Origin of the sequence: Polycladomyces zharkentensis (genome assembly GCF_016938855.1) — a bacterium.
In the GTDB taxonomy this organism is placed as follows: Bacteria; Bacillota; Bacilli; order Thermoactinomycetales; family JIR-001; genus Polycladomyces; species Polycladomyces zharkentensis.
Genome location: NZ_JAFHAP010000005.1, coordinates 1 through 17,566, shown reverse-complemented (window position 1 = coordinate 17,566; position 17,566 = coordinate 1). Strand labels below are relative to the sequence as shown.

Annotated in this window: 23 protein-coding genes; 2 read left to right on the top strand and 21 right to left on the bottom strand. The window is 44.3% G+C overall.

What is annotated here, in order from left to right; translation table 11 throughout:
- Window positions 1-144 precede the first annotated feature (144 nt).
- The 13 genes from JQC72_RS04600 to JQC72_RS04545 all read right to left on the bottom strand — a co-directional run bounded on the left by JQC72_RS04600 (window position 145) and on the right by JQC72_RS04545 (window position 11,877).
- Window positions 145-963, bottom strand: coding sequence for a thiopeptide-type bacteriocin biosynthesis protein (locus tag JQC72_RS04600; RefSeq protein WP_205493299.1), 819 nt, complete (start codon window positions 961-963; stop codon window positions 145-147).
- 92 nt (window positions 964-1,055) lie between these two features.
- On the bottom strand, window positions 1,056-3,140 hold the full coding sequence (locus tag JQC72_RS04595) for a lantibiotic dehydratase family protein (protein ID WP_302104523.1): 2,085 nt from the start codon (window positions 3,138-3,140) through the stop codon (window positions 1,056-1,058).
- Window positions 3,141-3,323: 183 nt separating this feature from the next.
- On the bottom strand, window positions 3,324-3,449 hold the full coding sequence (locus tag JQC72_RS16425) for a gallidermin family lantibiotic (protein WP_302104504.1): 126 nt from the start codon (window positions 3,447-3,449) through the stop codon (window positions 3,324-3,326).
- Window positions 3,450-3,601: 152 nt separating this feature from the next.
- The gene (locus JQC72_RS16710) at window positions 3,602-5,182 is read right to left on the bottom strand and encodes a sensor histidine kinase (RefSeq protein WP_205493295.1); all 1,581 of its coding nucleotides are present in this window, start codon (window positions 5,180-5,182) and stop codon (window positions 3,602-3,604) included.
- A 126-nt stretch (window positions 5,183-5,308) separates the two neighbouring features.
- Complete coding sequence (locus JQC72_RS04585) at window positions 5,309-6,049, bottom strand: response regulator transcription factor (protein ID WP_205493293.1); 741 nt, start codon at window positions 6,047-6,049, stop codon at window positions 5,309-5,311.
- On the bottom strand, window positions 6,018-6,755 hold the full coding sequence (locus JQC72_RS04580) for a winged helix-turn-helix domain-containing protein (RefSeq protein WP_205493291.1): 738 nt from the start codon (window positions 6,753-6,755) through the stop codon (window positions 6,018-6,020). Before JQC72_RS04580 ends, JQC72_RS04585 begins: the two co-directional genes overlap by 32 nt.
- A gap of 69 nt (window positions 6,756-6,824) precedes the next feature.
- Entirely contained in the window at window positions 6,825-7,562 is a 738-nt protein-coding gene (locus tag JQC72_RS04575) for an ABC transporter permease (RefSeq protein WP_205493289.1), read from the bottom strand.
- A gap of 17 nt (window positions 7,563-7,579) precedes the next feature.
- On the bottom strand, window positions 7,580-8,290 hold the full coding sequence (locus tag JQC72_RS04570; protein ID WP_205493287.1) for an ABC transporter permease: 711 nt from the start codon (window positions 8,288-8,290) through the stop codon (window positions 7,580-7,582).
- Entirely contained in the window at window positions 8,287-9,192 is a 906-nt protein-coding gene (locus JQC72_RS04565; protein ID WP_302104521.1) for an ABC transporter ATP-binding protein, read from the bottom strand. Before JQC72_RS04565 ends, JQC72_RS04570 begins: the two co-directional genes overlap by 4 nt.
- A gap of 487 nt (window positions 9,193-9,679) precedes the next feature.
- Complete coding sequence (locus tag JQC72_RS04560; RefSeq protein ID WP_205493283.1) at window positions 9,680-10,099, bottom strand: hypothetical protein; 420 nt, start codon at window positions 10,097-10,099, stop codon at window positions 9,680-9,682.
- A 184-nt stretch (window positions 10,100-10,283) separates the two neighbouring features.
- Window positions 10,284-10,517 carry a hypothetical protein gene (locus JQC72_RS04555; RefSeq protein WP_205493281.1) on the bottom strand — a complete coding sequence of 78 codons (234 nt, stop codon included), beginning with the start codon at window positions 10,515-10,517 and terminating at the stop codon, window positions 10,284-10,286.
- 15 nt (window positions 10,518-10,532) lie between these two features.
- Window positions 10,533-10,892 (bottom strand): immunity 8 family protein, encoded by a 360-nt coding sequence (locus JQC72_RS04550; RefSeq protein ID WP_205493279.1) that lies wholly within the window; start codon window positions 10,890-10,892, stop codon window positions 10,533-10,535.
- Window positions 10,893-11,625: 733 nt separating this feature from the next.
- Window positions 11,626-11,877, bottom strand: a complete 252-nt coding sequence (locus JQC72_RS04545; RefSeq protein ID WP_205493277.1) for a hypothetical protein — start codon at window positions 11,875-11,877, stop codon at window positions 11,626-11,628.
- Window positions 11,878-12,045: 168 nt separating this feature from the next.
- Between JQC72_RS04545 and JQC72_RS04540 the strand changes: the two genes are divergently transcribed.
- Entirely contained in the window at window positions 12,046-12,756 is a 711-nt protein-coding gene (locus tag JQC72_RS04540; RefSeq protein ID WP_205493275.1) for an alpha/beta fold hydrolase, read from the top strand.
- Between the two features lie 134 nt (window positions 12,757-12,890).
- Complete coding sequence (locus tag JQC72_RS04535) at window positions 12,891-13,181, top strand: alpha/beta fold hydrolase (protein WP_205493273.1); 291 nt, start codon at window positions 12,891-12,893, stop codon at window positions 13,179-13,181.
- 28 nt (window positions 13,182-13,209) lie between these two features.
- Here JQC72_RS04535 and JQC72_RS04530 read toward each other — a convergent pair whose 3' ends face one another.
- From JQC72_RS04530 to JQC72_RS04495, 8 genes are all read right to left on the bottom strand, one after another.
- Complete coding sequence (locus JQC72_RS04530; protein WP_205493271.1) at window positions 13,210-13,824, bottom strand: hypothetical protein; 615 nt, start codon at window positions 13,822-13,824, stop codon at window positions 13,210-13,212.
- A gap of 493 nt (window positions 13,825-14,317) precedes the next feature.
- Complete coding sequence (locus JQC72_RS04525; RefSeq protein WP_205493270.1) at window positions 14,318-14,752, bottom strand: hypothetical protein; 435 nt, start codon at window positions 14,750-14,752, stop codon at window positions 14,318-14,320.
- Window positions 14,753-14,876: 124 nt separating this feature from the next.
- Window positions 14,877-15,257 carry a hypothetical protein gene (locus JQC72_RS04520; protein WP_205493269.1) on the bottom strand — a complete coding sequence of 127 codons (381 nt, stop codon included), beginning with the start codon at window positions 15,255-15,257 and terminating at the stop codon, window positions 14,877-14,879.
- Window positions 15,258-15,266: 9 nt separating this feature from the next.
- Window positions 15,267-15,542, bottom strand: a complete 276-nt coding sequence (locus JQC72_RS04515; protein ID WP_205493268.1) for a hypothetical protein — start codon at window positions 15,540-15,542, stop codon at window positions 15,267-15,269.
- Window positions 15,543-15,678: 136 nt separating this feature from the next.
- A complete protein-coding gene (locus JQC72_RS04510) occupies window positions 15,679-16,077 on the bottom strand; it encodes a CDI toxin immunity protein (RefSeq protein ID WP_205493267.1) in 399 nt (132 codons plus the stop codon).
- A gap of 25 nt (window positions 16,078-16,102) precedes the next feature.
- A complete protein-coding gene (locus JQC72_RS04505) occupies window positions 16,103-16,519 on the bottom strand; it encodes a hypothetical protein (protein WP_205493266.1) in 417 nt (138 codons plus the stop codon).
- Window positions 16,520-16,620: 101 nt separating this feature from the next.
- Window positions 16,621-16,884 carry a hypothetical protein gene (locus tag JQC72_RS04500; RefSeq protein WP_205493264.1) on the bottom strand — a complete coding sequence of 88 codons (264 nt, stop codon included), beginning with the start codon at window positions 16,882-16,884 and terminating at the stop codon, window positions 16,621-16,623.
- Window positions 16,885-17,090: 206 nt separating this feature from the next.
- Window positions 17,091-17,408 (bottom strand): hypothetical protein, encoded by a 318-nt coding sequence (locus JQC72_RS04495; protein ID WP_205493262.1) that lies wholly within the window; start codon window positions 17,406-17,408, stop codon window positions 17,091-17,093.
- Between the last annotated feature and the right edge of the window lie 158 nt (window positions 17,409-17,566).

Sequence of the window (17,566 nt, the reverse complement as noted above, 5' to 3'; positions counted from 1 at the left end):
GAATATTCGAAGTGTATGGGAAAGCATTGGAACAAGGCGGGAAAAGGATCGTTCCTGTAATTCTTCTTTTTTATCCATGCTTTTGCTCCTTCACTTGTACAGGAGTCGGGGTAAGAAACTGACTCCTTACCCCTGTTGTTTGGGTTATTCACCAACCGGAACCCGTTTCCGCAAAAATCGCTGGTCGTAAAGCGTATGCCTGGCAAAGGCTCTTGCTTTCAATTCCTTACTGTTGTCGCCCATCAAACGATTGCAAGTCATATGCAACAGACTGCCCAAAATATGATTTGGTTGATTCCAAAGCAGCCCTTGATCACGAACACTTTCCAGTTCCTTCAAAAAAATATCAATCACGGTCTTCCTCTGTCTTGCAAGTTTCATTATCGCTTCTTTGTCGGCTCCCGGAAACGGTTCCCATACATTGTCATCAAGCGTGAGCTTGACCAATATTTTTCTCCATTGCTGAAACTCCTTACGGTGTTCATCCTTTTTCACAATTTGATCCAGCCAACGGAATTGCTCATCAAAATCCAATCCAAACTGCCTCATCAAATCGATCATGTTGATGCACGCCACAACTTCTTCGGGAAGATGGGTTTTTCCATACCGAAGCTGTTCGATGAGACTGGCGATGAGCATGCTGTCTGCCTCAAACACTTTCTCGGCGTGATGCATGAGATCAGGGCCGCCATAGCGTTCCCATTCGGGGTCGTAGGTATCGATCGTCAACTTTTTGAGAAGCCCCTCCGTTACGCACCATCGGGACCATTGGTGGACCTTAGGCAACACCTTGGTAATCAATCGGTCCGGATTACCAAACAATCTCACCCGCAGATGACTTTCCGGATCTGCATACCGCATGAAAAACCATCGATCTGCCAACCCCTCTTCTTTTATCTTTTTTGTAAACTGAGAAAGCGGGCCGGCAATCAGTTCATTCTGACGACTTTTGGCCGTATACAATTTCAGAAACAGACAATCACTGCCGGGAAGCTTCAGGCGGTCGATCTTTGGGGATGTTTTGACCGACGGCGAAACGGGTGATGTGATGGGTTTCAGATCTTTTTTCTTAAGCGGGAAAACAAACTCTCCAATAAAATGTTTCTGGCCAGGCCCTTCAATCCACCAGTTATCCTCATGGAAAAATGACTCAGAAGAACGGTTCCCTTTTTCTTCAATTCCTTCATTAACTCCTTGCGTTGCCCGGGATGCTCCAAATCAAACAGAATCCGTTGATCAGTCGATCCCAGATAGACGTAGCGGGGGACCATCCACTCCTTTTTCCAGCGCTTCAACGCAATCTCCCATTCCTCATCGGCCGCCTCTTTGCCAACGCCCAACAGTTCAGTGGATAATCTCCACTTGGCGGGAGATAAAATGATTCTTCCATACTGCACTCTCGGTAAAAAAGGAGAGTTCCTTAATGTCCCCCAGTCAAATGAATGCCAAATACGGAAGTTTTCCAATGAAACTTCACGCAGAAATCGATACAATGCAGGTGCTGACCGAAAATTCAGCATGTTATTGGCGGTGATGATCACTTCCTTGCCAAGCGAAACCGATTTCAGGTAAAGGCGATCAAGCGTAGCCCCCACGACAATATCATCCAATGAAAGTTGCTTCTTGTCATTGGCGCAGTTGGTGCCCAATACCAGCTCATATTCCTGCAGACCAGGAGCCAGCGATACATTGGCGGCCCTTCCCTTGGAAGGAAAATAGACGCAATCAGCCATGATGATATTTGGTTGGGTATTGCTTTGTTCCCGATGAACCGACTCCAAACTATCCCGAACCGAATCGTCGAGCATATCGAGAAACCGTCCGAATGTCTGTCCCGCTGAGCCTGAACCGGGATTGGGAGCGATCACAAGGGTAAAGTCACCGTTGTCGATATCTTCGGCACTGTTCGCCAACACTTCCGCATAAAGCTCCATCGTCAGGGGAGCATCCGATTCATCCATTGATGGTGGCTCAAGCTTTTCGATCGTGTGGTTGTCCAGATTGACGGTATAGCTTTTTTGCAACAATGCCGTCTGCATCAATTGAAGCAATGTTTGTTCCCGCTCGTTGTTGCGCGGTTCCTCATTTTCACCTTTCGCCTCGGCATCATATTCCTCAGGAGGGCCCAGTCCGGTTTCTTCACTCAACAGCTCCAAGATCGGAACTTCCCTGTTTCTACCGTAACGCTCGAGAAACCGATTTTTGTATCTTTTCAGATGGGGAAGCCCTTTCTGGGTTTGGGCAATCCGCCACAGTATGGTTGCCGCATTGGCTGCCTCTTCCGCAACTTTTTTGTTGAGCACGGCTTTTCTTTTTGCAAGCGCCAAATCTACTTGCAATACGGACTGGGTTTCATTGATCCTTTTCATTTCAGTAATCACTTTTCGATAGATGGATACTCCTTCTCCTACGGCAGTCTCATTCAATTGTTTGATATATTGTTCAATTTCCAACAGATCATGATAAATCTCGTGATAGAAAGGGTTCCTCTTTATTTTCTCCAATATGTATTGAAATGGACTTTTTATGGTCAATGGAGGGCGCAAATCGCTGATCAAAAACTCCTGTTTTAACAATTGCAAAATGAAGTCTCTGATTTGCTTCTCCTCAACATCAGGATACTGTTGTGCCATTTTGCCAACCAAGTCAGCAAACAGTACAGGTTCTTTACTGAAGTCCAAAGCTGCCAATACCGGCTCGCTTGCCCTGATCGATATTTTTTCTCTCTTGGATTTCACGTTGGTCTGTTTTCCGTACTCTGTGTGATAAGAGAGGTATAGTCTTCCCCCCACACGTAATACGAGCGGGTTTGCATGAACCTTTACATATTGAAGTCCCTCAACCATATCTTCCAGCTTTTCGATGATCGTCAACAACCATTCCATGTCAGGGCGGGCACGTTTCTTATGATGTTGGGTGCTTTGCAGATGAACCTGTGTATATTCACCGAGTTCTCCCACGGTTACACCGGAAAATAAACCAAAAGGGGTCGGTCTGGTACTCATTCTGGAAGCATATTTGAAAACACTTGTCACCACCTGTTGCGTCTTTCGTTGTGTTAAATCCCCTTTTAAATGAGGCAGATCCTTGTATAACGCAGGGCTCGCAACCGCGATGCTCTCCAAAAAGCAGTCGTCCATCACATTCAACAAGGATGCTTGTAAGTCTCCTGCACACTGCAATTGCTGAAACTTATCCGCAGGCCATACCGGTGTACGTAGCATAAATGTATGGATGGGTTCGTACATACGGAAAGTCCCTCCATATCAGTGTGAAAAGCGTTCCAAGGGGGTTGCCCCCCTTGGAACTTTTAGCACTTTAGATTAACAGCACCAACTTTCGAAGGTGCCTTCATCGCAACCTCGGGTACAGATCCAGCCAGAACCATCCATTGTTTCAATCTGTTTGACCTCAACACTTTGCAGATCAAGGTCGAACTTGTCCGGCATCTCAATCCCTCCCATTTTTTTAATTGTATTAACGTTAATACAAATTCTATTATACTTTTCTACCTATTTTTTTCTTGAACTATCTCTTAACATAATCTAAATTATCTGTAAGGAATGGAAGAAACTATAATTCTGATTTGCATACTTGCATTTCATTTATTCCTGGCAGGCAAACGGATCGTAATGGTGGTTCCGTGATGGAGCTTGCTGCTCACAGAGATGTTGCCGTGATGCAATTCAATCAGCTGTTTGGCAATGGCCATCCCCAATCCTGTTCCGTTGGGGGGACCATCCGTATCTGTCCCCCGATAGTACCGGTCAAACAATGAAGCCAATGTTTTTTCATCCATGCCCTTTCCATTATCCGCTATCACGATACGCAGTGCCGGATAATCATGTTGAATCGACGGCTTTTCTATCTCCAGTTGGATGGTAATCTCGGTATCAGGCGGATTATGAATCCATGCATTCATCAACAGGTTCACCAATGCACGTTTAAACCACTTGGCATCAATGGGATACATCACAGTGGTATCGGCAGGAAGATCCAACCGGATCAGGGGGTTCTCCACGCAAGACTCACTAATCACTTCAGCTGCGGTCAGGCGGATCATCTCTTTCATATCGCAGGCAGTCAGCTGCAACGGCAATGCATGATTTTTGATTCGAAACGTCAGGCTCATGTCATCGATCAGCTGTTGAATATACTCGGTTTTCCGGACGACCAACTGCAGATAATCTTCCATTTCCTGTTCAGACCACTGATATCCCGGACTCATGTAAAGATCGGCGTAACCCTTGATTGCCGACAATGGCGTCTTCAGGTCGTGAGTCACACCGGCCAACCACTCTTCCCTTGATTGCTCCAGCTGTTTCCGTTTCTCTTCCACTTCTTTTAACCTGTCAGTCAGCTGTTCCAATGCTTGAATGACCTCTTGATAAAGCGCAAACGTCTTTTTTGACTTGCCGGAATGAGGGAACTTAACATCGGATTGGCGACTGGGCATGCGATAGACCCCGTTGGAAAGGTTTCTCAGCCAATCCATCATAAACAGTAAAGGTTCCCCCAATCTTTTTCCGAAGCGATAGGCAAAAAGAGCAAAGATTCCTACAGCTGAAAGTACAGCACAAAAAAAGAACAATCGGTTGATAGATTCTGTTCTCTCTTCACCCGACTCCACTTCTGCAGGATGGTAAACCCAGGTCACGTGTTGACCCTGTAATTCTCCGGTCAGAAAACGGAAGGAAGAACCGCGTTGCGAAATACGGGCAAACTCCCCAAGTGAATAACGCTTTTTGGCATCTTGCGGTCTGGCGTATTGGTAGATTTCTTTTCCTTGGTGATCGAGGATTTGAATCCATCCGCCCCGTTGCCTCACTTCGGACAATAACCGCGGCGGTATGAATATGTAGCCATCTTTGCTCCGTGTCTGCCGTTTGATCTGCTGCAACAGGGCGTATGGGTTTTTCCGTCCCAGAATCCAAGTATATTCTTTTCCGTTGACGGTTTGATACCAAGTATGTATATCGGTTCCGACCTGCTCCACATGTTGTTTGTAAAGAACCAATTCACTCGGTGAGAAAACGTGTGGAATACCGTTTGGGGTATTGTAGCGAAAAACTTCTCTTCCGCTCTCATCCAATATCTGAACCCATTCGTCCCTTTGGGTCATTTGTCGTTTCATTTGCGGATTCAGATCAAGCTTTCCTTCGTTGATTTTCGTGGCCGACACCACTTTTTCAAATCTTCCGGAGTAACTGTTCTATGTTTTTCCTCCCTCAACGTATAAGCAAATGAATAAATCAAAATCAATGATCCCGTGAGTAACAGGGCCAGAAAACACACACCGGTGAGAAATTTAATCATGAGGCGGGTTTCCAGCTTCATTTGAAAGCCTCCGTTTTCCGACAAATTTGTAGCCCAATCCACGGATGGTGATAATATATTTCGGCTTTCGGGGGTTGGGTTCGATCTTTTTTCGAATTTGCCCGATATGAACCATGACCGTATTCTCATAACCGAAACTTTCCTCGCCCCATACCTGTCGGTACAACTGTCCCATGCTGAAAATCTGGTAAGGGTGTTTGCAAAGAAAAGCGAGAAGCTTGAATTCCTTGGCCGTGCAAGGGATTTCCTCTCCATTGACCAACAATTGCCCCGTGTGTTCGATCAATTGAAAATCGCCAAAGTCGTAAACGGAAGGAAAATCGGGGGAGGATTGTTTCATCATCCGGTCTCTTTTCAACTGTGCTTTAATTTTGGCGGCGATCACCAGAGGGTTAAAAGGCTTCTCAATATAGTCATCTCCCCCCATGTTATAGCCGGTCAGCTTATCAAGGTCGGTTGTCCGTGCCGTAAGAAAAAAGATGGGGGCATGTGTCCATTCGCGCAGCTTTTTGCATACCTCATAGCCTTCCAGATCCGGTAACATCACATCGAGTATAATGAGATCCGGCCGGTGTTCCGCGCATAACCGAATCGCCTCATATCCCGAAGTGGCGGTGAGAATCGTTCGGAAGCCTTCGGAGCGCAAGGTTTTGGTCAGTAATTCCAATATATCCCGCTCATCATCGACCAGTAAAAGTGTTGCCTGATCCAACCTCGATCTCTCCCTGGCTGAATTTATTTTGAGAAATTTGTTCTGCCCAATGGCTTTCTTCCTGGTTGATGTGGTCAAAATCACTTTTGATTCGATATCCCACCCCTTTTCGGTTAATCAAGATTCTGGGGTTGTCAGGAGTGATTTCTATTTTTTGCCTCAACCGGCGAATATGTACGTATACCGTATCCACATTCACAAATTTATTTTCTCCCCATACGATATCCAGCAGTTGTTGAGTGCTCAAATAACCGGGTGATTTCTCACAAAGAGCCTTTAACAGCTTATATTCAACGCTTGGCAGAGGGATCACCTGGTTTCTGTTGATCACAAGATGTTTTTTCAGATCAAAAACAACATATCGATTTAACATGATTTTTGAGTCGTTCTCCAGCTTGGCTTTCATCAAAGAAGCGTGATACAAATCATGAAACAGGCTCAATGTTCGTTTTACATTATCCTGTGATCCGTTTAACAGTATAAAGGGGACGCCGTGCTTCTGATTGGTAACGATGACGGATTCCAATGACTTGGGGTCGAGACCGCATGTGTCGATCAGAATGGCCAAATATTGATCCGGCTGTTTCAAGGCCTTATGCATATCACAAGGGGAAATCCGGTCCAACTTGATTTTATTATTTGATAGATATTTCCTTACCAATTTCACCATCTTCAGATTGTTGGTCATCAATAATATCTGATTCATACCAGACCTCCAATAGGAAGGCGCGCTGATCCAATCAGACACGCCTTCGGAATGAAATTTGTTTTTTACTTACCAATCACGTTTGACAAAAAAACGGCTTGTGGACAAGATGAAGACACAAAACGTCACCAGGATCCCGATGAAAAGATAGAAAGGGTCAATGTGATTCACCCATTTATGCTTCGGCATCATGGCCAGAAAGGGTTGGGACCACGGATACCACGAACCGAGCAACGCCGCCCCCGTAAAAATCATGGAAGGAACCGTGAAAACGACGTTCAACGTAAATGGAGTGGCGAAGTTTTTCCAAAGCAGGGAGCACCCCAGCATCAACGTCATCAGTGGCAGAGATGCCAGCCAGCCATTGACCACTTTGGTGATCAGCGTCATCCAGGGAATGGCATCTTGTAAACCATGTAACCACCCGATGAGCAAAAAGCCGATGAGCAAACAGATTTGCGTCATGAAGGTAAGGAAAGCGACAATGCTCAGTTTGGTGAGATAAACCTGAAACCGGGAAACCGGCAGGCAAAAAATCTGCTTCCAACCGTTCCCGATGTGTTCGTATCTGCAGACCAACGCCGCAAATACACCCACAATCAGGGGATAGAAGAACATCGCATACTTGTGTACGGTCAAACTGAAGAACCACAACCAATCATTGGCCGCTTGATCCATTTTTGTCGGAACGCCGAAACCGATCCACAGGGATATGGCAGGACCGAGAAAAATAATCAATGCGATCATCGACCAACGCAATTTATACAGTTCCGTATAAAAATATCGAATTGATATTGGGATATTCATTGTGTTGATCCTCCATGTTATATTTCACGCTTTGAAAAATGAAGTCCTCCCGCTATGAGTAATAAAAATCCTAACATTGTCCCCACCAAAGGCCATTGAACATAGCTTCCTTCATTGACCGGGGATGCCAGCGGGACATATGCCCACGGGAACAGCTTTAAAACCAACGGGGGCGAATACGCCAGGAACAGGCTGAGCGTGGCGCCGACAATACCGACGGTCAGCGGAATCGCCTGATTCCGAATGATCATGGAGAGCCAGAGTTGCAGTACCATGACCGGCATCGACGCAAAAAACGGATAAAACATCTGTCGGGCGACAAGTGACCAATGGGTTGGACCCAAATCAAACACATTGCCGACGATGACCAATCCCACAAAGGTGAGGCATACGAAGATCGTCAAGCTGTAAAAGAGCAAGAGAAACTTGCTGAAAAAGGGGGTCAATCGATTGATCGGCAGAGAAAGTATCAGTTTCCAAGCTTTTGCATCATGTTCCAGACCGGAAAGCATGGACGCCAAGATGGTAATGCCGAGTATGAGGGTCACCGGCCAAAAATAATTGGTCCACGCCATCAGACCCATCCAGCCGAGGGGTTGAAGCAACTCCAAACGGGTGAGATAGTTTACCACCTGTATACCGCAAAAAGCAAAGGGAGCAATGAGCAAAAGCCAGGGAATCCAGGTTCCTTTGATCTTCCGAGCATCGGATATGAGCACGCGTATCATAAGCTTTGTTCCTTTCCTGTCAACTCGATGAAAATGTTCTCAAGCGACTGGTTGATCTTGTTCATGCCGTACACGGAAAAGCGGCCGTGAACCAGGGTCTCGACCAGCCGTGCCACTTTTTCCCGCGGCATGGTGTGAAAACAAATCCGATCCCCGTCCAGATAAGGGTTCCATCCCAATTGTTCCAGATGGTGTTTCGCTACCTCGGGATTGCTCACTTCGAATTCCAGCCGACCTTTGGCCCGCTGCTTTAATGCTTGCAACGTATCCTGGAAAATCAATCGTCCCTGAAAAATAATGCCGACGGAAGTGGCCGTTTGTTCGATCTCCGATAAAAGGTGACTGGAGATCAGGATCGTGACACCCCGTTCCTCGGCCAAACGTTTGATCAGCTCGCGTATCTCTCTGATCCCCGCAGGGTCAAGACCATTGGTCGGCTCATCCAGAATCAGGAGTTTGGGTTTCCCGATCAGGGCTGCTGCAATCCCAAGCCGCTGTTTCATGCCCAGGGAGTAACTTTTCACTTGCCGGTCAGCATCATGGGTGAGACGGACCAAGTGCAACGCTTCTTCAATGTTTTTTCTGGGCAAGCCCAACACTTGTGCGATGATTTTCAGATTCTCATATCCGGACAAATGTCCGTAATAAGTGGGGGATTCAACAAGCGCTCCAACATGTCGGAGAATATTTTTTCGATCCTCTGACACGTCCCGTCCAAAAATCTGCACACTCCCCCTGGTCGGTTTGACCAAACCGAGCAACATCTTGATCGTCGTTGTCTTGCCGGCGCCGTTTGGTCCCAAAAAACCGTACACTTCGCCTTTTGCCACCCTTAAGTCCAGGTCCCTGACAGAATAGCGTTTTCCATATTGCTTGGTCAGCTGATGGGTTTGAATGATCATCTCGGTCACCAATCTCACTCCCCATTGTTGTTTCATGGGGAATGCTATCATCTCACTCCAAAATGAGCCGAAGATCAATCTTAAATCTGCCTAAAATCGACTGATCACGGCAGGAAAACGCAGCGTCACCATTAAAAAACCAGCGGTGCTGCCGCTGGTAAGTCGATAACAACGCGAGACTCGATTTCCCCATAGCAACAGCCGGAGTCGCTTGAAGGGAAATCAGGACGCTCCCCGAAACCACGCGAGATTCAACCGTTTTGTCAGCAACTCCCTGCCGGGACACCGCCGGGGGAACGTCTGTGGCTTGGTATTCGTTTCAGAATCGAGAGGAAACAGGCTCACCCGACAGCACAGGATAAAATCGCGGGCAATTCTCCAGGTGAAACGTTCTTGCCCGCGACCAGCGCTTACGGATCAGAGCGGTCATGATTTGTTTCCTTGCAAGGCGCAGGCGAAGCGAGCCGGGAACACATGGGAACGGTATTCACCAGACATGCTCTCGTTCGGACACATCCTTAGTATGGCTTATGCGAATGATGGATTGCCTCGCCATCGAAATCAATACGTTTCCCAACCTTTCGAAATCGACGATGGAGGGAGGGTTTTGACCATTGATCATTTTCAGGATACTTTCCCAATCGTCGACCAATGACCCGACAACGAGTGAGGGTTCATCCGGTACTGTGACATTTTCTCTTTCATCCGCCGCGACCGACCAATAGTAATCGTTCAGTTCCACAGCGGAAATCCCCTGTTTCTTGGCTTTGTCCACCAACATGTGAATGGCGGTTATTACATCTTCCAGTTTGACTTCCAATTTATTGACCCCTTTGACAGACCTACTGACGACAATGGGATGCATCGCGCATAACCGTTCTTTCCAACCGATCTTCCGTTTTTTCACACCGTGTCAGAACAGCCTTGGCGTCAAAGCAGCCGATGCGGTGACCCTTGGAAGAGGCGTTGCGCTCTTTATCGACGAAAGGGGGAAACGGGTACATCCGTTCAGACATGTTCCTCATAGGAAAATGACTGAACAAGTAAACCGTTTCGCTGAAAGGCCGGCAATAATCTGATGAGATACCAATTCACGTCTGTAATCGCTCCAATGTCTTCACTTCTATCGATACATTTCCGATTAATGGACAGATTGACAGATCAAAATCAAAATCATCACGATCACCAACGGGCAAATAAGAAACCTGCCCATGATCATCCAATGTCCATCCATCATCCAGCAGTGTTTGAACTACTTTTACTGTGGACATGCGTTCCCCATTTCGGCTAACCAAGTGAATATCAATGGAGGCTGATACAGACACGATTCACCTCTCCGATCAGATCCCTGTATAATCTTCAAATTCCCACATTCCATATCGAGACACTTTCTGAGCCACTTCTTCCCAATCATCCCCTTCACAACTTTCTATTAACCGTTTGATAAAGTCTATCATTTTATGATAATGATATTCAAATACAATGATATGGTGTCTTCCTACGACAATGTCATCCCTGTTATATTGCTTTAACAACCATTTGGGTGTACAAACCGTGAGATCAAACGATTCTTCCCCCTCCATTCCCTTTGGCCCCACCATTACCTGCAATTGTAATGCAAAACACTCACGATCCTGCGGTGTATAGGATTTCAGATCCAATACGTCCGGAGAATATATTCTTTTAACTTCTGCTTTCATATGTGCACCTCAATCTGCGATACAAACGGTGAGATGATTGGACAGGATGTGCAGGCTCCCGATGTTGGATATGATCGAATTGGGTTATTTCAATTGCAGTCTCTGTAATGTCCAGCCATTTTCTTAACCGAGTATGAATTTCATCAATTGGCCAAAAGTATTCCTTAAATATTAAATGTAACCGGAGTGCATCCCCTAAAACCCTTTTAGATACTGATCCAAATCCCCCTGCTTTAAGATAGACTCCGTTCTTCCCTGGAAACTTCTTGTATGTTTGATTTATCTATCATATATAGTTCGGCAATTTGATCTGGTTGATATAACCATGAAACATCTTTCCCCAGCCAAAAATCCATCAGTCCCAAAGAAGAATCACGAGCAAAAAGAATACCATCTGATGAAGAAATGGATCTGTATACGATTCGTTGTCCATCAGGCATATGAGCAATCGATTTTTCCTTTCCTCTACTTCAACTTTGTTGAACTTCACTTCATTGAGTAAATAAGCTTTAAGCCGCTTCGTCACCTCCGTTCAGTTTCCCTCTTTGGAGAAAATCTCGAACACCGCACGCCGCCTTCTTTGATTTACGGTCCAGATTTGTTCACATATCCCTTACCGTAACGGAAAACGTCATCCACGTATTTGGCAGCCATCCAGCCCTCTATACGGACTTGCAGATGGGCAATACCATGGCAGCAGTATGGGAAAACCAATGGCAGAGTATGTTGGTACTCAACAAAAGAAACCATCATCAGAATTCTGATTCGGTTCCATTGCGCATTTTCTCCTGAGTCGGCCGTTCGCATCCATTACGATTACCGATTCCACATCTCTGCTGTCAGTTAACCTCAATTGATTGATTACTTCCTCTATCTTTTTCATTTTTTCCTCGAATTCCAACAAATTTTCCTCTTGCTCTTTTATTTCCTCTTGAGTGAGTATTTCATTTTTACTTTTCCTGTTTAATTTCGTTAATGGACCCAACACTATCCTCATTTCATCGTGAATGTTCATCTGTCGATTTCGATCCTTTCACCGTACGTTTGATCCAAAAAATGGAGGATAGAGTCTTTCCTGCACTGACCGTGTTGCTCCGTGATTCCCATTACGGTATGATCAACTGTAAACATATTCACAAAAGGATGAGTGGCAGTGCCTCAACAGGTAAAGAAGCAAGCACCCAAAACACCAGCAAAGCAACTATCAAAAAAGAAAAAGGTTTTACGAATCATGATGTGGGTTGTTATTGTATTTGTTCTGCTTGTGGCGTTTATTCTCGCCGGCTACATGAATCAGAATCTGACGTACTACAAGTCCGGCATGGAAAAGGTGAAACAAGCCGGCTTTACTGAGAAGCAGGTGACGATCCAGGGATATAAAACGAATTACGCCGAAGGGCCAGATAACGGCGTTCCCCTGCTCCTCATCCATGGCCAAGGCTCTAAGTGGCAAGACTATATGAAGGTACTGCCCGAGATTTCAAAGAAGTATCACGTGTTTGTTGTTGATGTTTACGGCCATGGCAAGTCGGCCCGTTTGCCGAAGAGTGAGTATACGAACGTTCGTGTAGGTGCGCTCATTGCTGAATTTATGGAACAAGTCATCAAAGAACCGGCGGTTGTTTCGGGCCATTCATCGGGCGCCCTCATTACGACATGGATTGCCGCCAACCGACCAGAGCTTGTAAAGGGCGTGGTGCTTGAAGATCCACCCTACTTCTCTTCGATCATGCCGCGCGCCAAGAAAACGGCCGGCGGTGACCTCGCCAGGGTGACGCATGACTTTGTTTCACAAAAACAAGAGATGAACTTTCAGAAATACTATGTCCAGAACAGCAATACTTTGCGTTCTTTGGTGGCCTGAAGCAAAGTATCATTGACTATTCGGTCGATTATATTCACAAGCATCCGGGCCAACCCCTTGAGATCTTTTTCCTGCCGCCGAGCGTAAATATCTATTTTCAAGGCCTGGCGCATTACGACCCGGCATTTGGTGCCGTGTGGTATGACAACTCGTGGTATAAAGGCTTTGATACCGAAGCCAGCCTTGCGGCTATCAAAGTTCCAGCAGTGCTGATCCATACGAATTATTGGTACAACCATTATGGCTCGTACTACGACGAAAATGGCGTGCTGATGGCGGCAATGGATGATCAAGATGTGGCAAAGGTAAAATCACTGCTGAAAGGCGTGGAAGTTGTCGAAGTCGATTCAGGTCACCTTGTCCACTTTGAAAAGCCGGATGAATACACGAAAGTACTCCTTGACTTTGCCTCAAAAGTGAAATAGATCGAGGCAATATGCTTTGATTGAATTTCTAGCCATTAGAATAATTCAGGACCAGAGTGTCAGCAATTTCTTGTGGAAGTTTTTGATCCACATAATGAAGCGCAATCCACGATAAAACTGTTTCATCAATGGGACGCCAAGTTTTTAAAAAAGGCAATAAGTCGTTACCAACACTTGTATCCTGCAATCCCAAAACACATATCCCGTCGTTTCTTTCTCCCCATATGGCCCACTTCATAGATGGGGACAGCCAAATAACAGTATAAGAATTGTACAGCACTGCATCGGCCGGACTTTCCTCCGGCCCTGATTCTAGAACTGCAAAATATTCATCAGATGATAACGCAACAGGTATCTTTATCCAATTATAGTAATGAAACGTTTTGTAATAATATCCTACTGGATCAGGATCCAATACCGCAGTCAGCACAAAGTCATCTTTCGTTTCTTCGGCTAATTGTTGGATTACATTCCAAAATTCATCACACATTGCCCAATCAAATTGTTCAAACAAATAATGATGGAATTGTTCTCGAAATACTTGCTCAGGCAATCTTCGTTCCAAATAAAATACATCATTTGCCATTCGTCTTAATTCATCAAACTCTTTCTTTTCTTTGACAAATAAAGTTGCTAGGTTCACTGTACTCCCCCGTTTTTGCAATCGATTTTTCAATCCAAACTTCTTGCCCCTTTCGGATCATAATCAGTTGAGGGCTATTAACAAACCATCGTTAGCGGAACATAAAGCTTCAAACTCATTCCACATCCGACCTCGAGAATTTCCAGCTGTTCCGTTCCTTCGCTGCGCATGACGCGCGCATTCAGTTGGGCGGCCAGGTCAGCCCCTCCTATGTGCATCATCTGTCGCAACCACCACGTGCACCAAATTGGTTAAATTTAGTAAAAAGGTTATTTGGTTTACAGTGAAGCGCATCGCTATTTGTTTAAAATTGCTTTCATATTCGCAATGACGTCAGTGAGCTTTAAATCCCCCGGGAATTTTGTCAGCATGTTGTTTGCGAAATCAATAACCATGTTACATGATATTTGTTTAAAGAAGTTGATCTCTACATATTTTACTCCCTCTTTTTGTAAAAAAACAACGTCATCATACAGATCATTGTTGTCCCAGGCTATTTCGATTTGGTCATGAACCTTTCTAAAACATACGTAAGGCAAATAGAAACCCGCTCTACAGGAAAACCAGGAGTGTTTAAACTCCCATTCCTGCTTTTTGTCATACCATGATCAAACTCTTCATCATCGTCGGAATCAAATTCTTGACTGTGCTTCAGTAACTCAATCGCATGTTTTCCTTTTACAGGTAAAGGGAATGGGTCCTCATCAAGAATATGTTCCAAATGGTCATTCAACCACGCCATGATGTAGATTAAATTCCATTCATATTTCTTTCTTTCGCGATTTCTCATGTATTTACAAATATCCGCTCCATCCACCCACATTTCAAATTGACCCCAGGATTCTCCTACCAATCCCTTTTCTCCAAATGGGTTGTTTTTTAATTTGTAACCAAGTGCAAAATGATACTTGTCGCCAAAGACAACCACATATTCACTTCCTTTAATCTAGAACGTTCAACTCAAACAACAGAACCGGCCTCAACAAATGCCGGATTGATTGTGTATACAAACCGTCACAGGCTTGAACAGTGAAGATGACAGCTAAACCCATTTATTTCACATGATCCAGCCCGACAGCTAACAAAACATCTTCCTGTGTGAACGCCAAAACCCAGTTCAGTTCCTTATCAAAAAGGATCCCATCAACCTCTTCCCAAGGCTCCAGGTTCTCCATATAACGGATAAGTGAGCCGTAATCGACCGCTGTGTAAATTTTTTTGTTCCGTTCATTGTAAAAGAATAAATCATGAGCGTCATACAGTGATAATTGTTTCGCATCATCCAAAGTCAGTCTTTGAGGATTGTATTGAAAGGAATTCCAAAACAGGATTCTTTGAGGAAGCAAAGTCTCATCCACGAACTTTTGCTTGAATGTGTGAATAAGAAACTTTTCTCGTCCGTCATTTACCACGATACCGGGAAATGCATTCATCGTGCTCCTTTATCCTTCCGCACTGAAATGGATATTGATCAAATACACGCCCTTCTTCATGTAGCTGCATCCTTCCGTCGTCACTGAAGCCAAAACTTCATTGGGCGGATCGCCAAAACACAGCCATTGATCAGCAATAGATGTCAAAAAAGCATGACATTTTTCTTCGCTCAAACCATTTTTGAAATCCAGCTCAGCTTCAACCACATAAATGCCGTTCATTTTCCAGTACGGCTTGACACTGATTATCTTTTCCTTTATCACTTCTTCTTTCAGACCGTCCATGACATCCCGGTATATTTCCAAAGCGGACTCTTGATTGCCGCATTCAGCAAACAACCTGACAAACAATTGGCATCCCTCAATGCGAGTGATTTTCCTGTCCAATCAAACTGAGAAGTGAATCGTCGAGAAAATATACTTACCTCATTCCCAAAACGATTTCTCCTTCATGGTAAAACTCTATTACATACTCGTCAGAAGGACAATAGAGCCATGTGTCAAAACTCACGGCAGTAACATCATCAATTACCTGAAGTATCGTTTGCAAATCACTTTTTACAGCAGGTAACGCGGCTTCATCCCATATGATATATACAATGCCATTGAATGGATTCGTTTCTCTTTTGAAGTATCTTATTATCTCATCACTGGATGCCAAATACAATCGATTATCTACTTTTTCCCAATCAATCCGCCCCCAAGAAGTAAAAGGAAACTTCTCTCCAAGTTTGGAGAATAAACGATTGGTTTCCTCTTTGGAAAGTACTTTGCAATTTTCCCCCAATGCATGTATGCATTCTTCAAACAATGTCACCATTGCCAGCCTCCGGTCACCCAGTCTATTATTCTTCATATACTGCCCTTTCCACCACGATTTCACTGATGTCTTTTAGAGCGTCTTTTACCAGTAAATAAAGGTATTCATCTAATCTATAATGAGAAGATTGAACATAATCGATCGAAAATTTTTTATCCTGTCGTGTTTCCAATACATATCCCTCATCTTCACCAAATCCACCGTAGCCACTTAATATGATGTTAAAGCCGAGAATAAACGGCTCAATAAAAATTGCCGGAACCTCTTCATATAGGCATTGTTCCTTTCCTCCGAAAGGAAGTCCTCCAAACAATCGATCTGATAAAATGTTCCCCACTTCTTCAATCGATAAGTTGGATTTCAATATCACATAACCAAAAAAATACGGGATTTTTGGGACCATATTTTGATCTCTCCTGCACCATTCAACATTCACCTTCACTCAATGGCTCCTCTCATCTGACTGATAACCGTCTCTCCGGCGAGCAACAATAATGTTTCTACAGTTGATCCTCTGAGGCTATTAATAAAACAGACTTCAGTCTATATAGACCCATTCCTCCAGATATGGTTTAAATCCGTCAACTCTGACCATACACCTTCACGACCTCTTTTATTCATATAAACATCAAACCTTGTACATTTTTCTTCACTTAAGTCACTTGATTCCCAAACAGTATCACACTCACCACATATATATATTTCTTCACTGAATTCCCTTACTTTTGCTTTATAGACTACTCCTTGATCACAAAAAGGACAAATCACCATTTTCAAGTCCCCTGTTTCTTTGTTTTGTTTCCCCACATGTTCACTGCCATGATCATATCAGCCAGTCTGACTTTTATCGGAGTATCCACTCCTCTATCCGGACAGCGTCTATAATGGTTGATCCGTATTTTCTTGCGATTTGCGTTCATTTTCTCCTGAGTCAGCCGTCTTGGAAAATTTCGCTCTTCTACATTTTCATCCATTACAACGATGATGGATTTTTTTCTAGTGGTCCTTAATCATCATTCATCAGGTTGATTGTAATCTTCGTAATAAAACATTTTCTTAACCAAGGTATGAATTTCATCGATTTGCCAGAGGTATTCCTCAAATAAAAAATGTAACTCATGAAGTAAATCGGTAACCGATTGCACATCTCTGCTGTCAGCTGACCTCAATTGATTGATTACTTCCTCTATCTTTTTCATTTTCTTCTCAAAATCCAACAAATTCTCCTCTTGTTCTTTTATTTCTTCTTGGGTAAGTATTTCTTTTTTACTTTTCCTGTTCAATAGCGATAATGCGTTCAACACTATACTCATCTCATCGTGAATATTCATCGGTTAATTTCCATCCCTTCACTTTTCTACATTATTGAAAGGCTTACCTTTTCCCCTTTTATAATGGCTGAAAATAGTCTTTTTGGGTCCAAATGTTTTTACCTCCTCCCTCATACCCTTTTTTCTAGGGCGTGTCCGGTGAATCAATCATTGATCCA

Excerpts from the sequence above, each read along its gene's own strand:
- JQC72_RS04520 (WP_205493269.1), bottom strand. The coding sequence starts at position 15,257 with ATGAATGCATTTCCCGGTATCGTGGTAAATGACGGACGAGAAAAGTTT.
- JQC72_RS04570 (WP_205493287.1), bottom strand. The coding sequence starts at position 8,290 with ATGATACGCGTGCTCATATCCGATGCTCGGAAGATCAAAGGAACCTGG.
- JQC72_RS04595 (WP_302104523.1), bottom strand. The coding sequence starts at position 3,140 with ATGGACGACTGCTTTTTGGAGAGCATCGCGGTTGCGAGCCCTGCGTTA.
- JQC72_RS04495 (WP_205493262.1), bottom strand. The coding sequence starts at position 17,408 with ATGAATATTCACGATGAGATGAGTATAGTGTTGAACGCATTATCGCTA.
- JQC72_RS04550 (WP_205493279.1), bottom strand. The coding sequence starts at position 10,892 with ATGAAAGCAGAAGTTAAAAGAATATATTCTCCGGACGTATTGGATCTG.
- JQC72_RS04510 (WP_205493267.1), bottom strand. The coding sequence starts at position 16,077 with ATGGTGACATTGTTTGAAGAATGCATACATGCATTGGGGGAAAATTGC.
- JQC72_RS04580 (WP_205493291.1), bottom strand. The coding sequence starts at position 6,755 with ATGAATCAGATATTATTGATGACCAACAATCTGAAGATGGTGAAATTG.
- JQC72_RS04575 (WP_205493289.1), bottom strand. The coding sequence starts at position 7,562 with ATGAATATCCCAATATCAATTCGATATTTTTATACGGAACTGTATAAA.
- JQC72_RS04515 (WP_205493268.1), bottom strand. The coding sequence starts at position 15,542 with ATGGACGGTCTGAAAGAAGAAGTGATAAAGGAAAAGATAATCAGTGTC.
- JQC72_RS04565 (WP_302104521.1), bottom strand. The coding sequence starts at position 9,192 with ATGATCATTCAAACCCATCAGCTGACCAAGCAATATGGAAAACGCTAT.
- JQC72_RS16425 (WP_302104504.1), bottom strand. The coding sequence starts at position 3,449 with ATGCCGGACAAGTTCGACCTTGATCTGCAAAGTGTTGAGGTCAAACAG.